This is a genomic window from Paenibacillus sp. Marseille-Q9583, from assembly GCF_976954365.1.
The window spans coordinates 1-998 of sequence record NZ_CDRJTB010000161.1; the positions used below are offsets into that span (position 1 = coordinate 1).

At 52.1% G+C, this 998-nt stretch carries 1 rRNA gene; it reads left to right on the forward strand.

Annotated elements, in window-relative coordinates:
* A 23S ribosomal RNA gene (locus tag ACWNM1_RS30580) occupies positions 1 to 998 on the forward strand; the annotation flags it as partial.

Below are 998 nucleotides of genomic sequence, written 5' to 3' on the forward strand. Positions count from 1 at the left end.
TATGGGTGATGGCGTGCCTTTTGTAGAATGAACCGGCGAGTTACGTTTAACATGCAAGGTTAAGTCGAGAAGACGGAGCCGCAGCGAAAGCGAGTCTGAATAGGGCGACTCAGTATGTGGACGTAGACCCGAAACCGTGTGATCTACCCCTGTCCAGGGTGAAGGTGCGGTAACACGCACTGGAGGCCCGAACCCACGCATGTTGAAAAATGCGGGGATGAGGTGGGGGTAGCGGAGAAATTCCAATCGAACTCGGAGATAGCTGGTTCTCCCCGAAATAGCTTTAGGGCTAGCCTCGGTATAAGAGTAGTGGAGGTAGAGCACTGATTGGTTGCGGGGCCCGCAAGGGTTACCAAGATCAGTCAAACTCCGAATGCCATATACTTATTGCCGGGAGTCAGACAGTGAGTGCTAAGATCCATTGTCAAAAGGGAAACAGCCCAGACCATCAGCTAAGGTCCCCAAGTGTGTGTTAAGTGGGAAAGGATGTGGAGTTGCACAGACAACCAGGATGTTGGCTTAGAAGCAGCCACCATTGAAAGAGTGCGTAATAGCTCACTGGTCGAGTGACTCTGCGCCGAAAATGTAACGGGGCTAAACACACCACCGAAGCTATGGCTAGATACGTATGTATCTGGGGTAGGGGAGCGTTGTATGTGGGTTGAAGGTGTACCGTAAGGAGCGCTGGACAGCATACAAGTGAGAATGCCGGTATGAGTAACGAAAAGATCAGTGAGAATCTGATCCGCCGAAAGCCCAAGGTTTCCTGAGGAAGGCTCGTCCGCTCAGGGTAAGTCGGGACCTAAGGCGAGGCCGAAAGGCGTAGTCGAAGGACAACAGTTTGAAATTACTGTACCACCGTAATCCGCTATGAGCGATGGGGTGACGCAGGAGGGTAGTGACGCGGACTGATGGATATGTCCGTCTAAGCAGTGAGGCTGATGTGTAGGCAAATCCGCACATCGTTAAGGCTGGGCTGTGATGGGGAGCGAAAATTA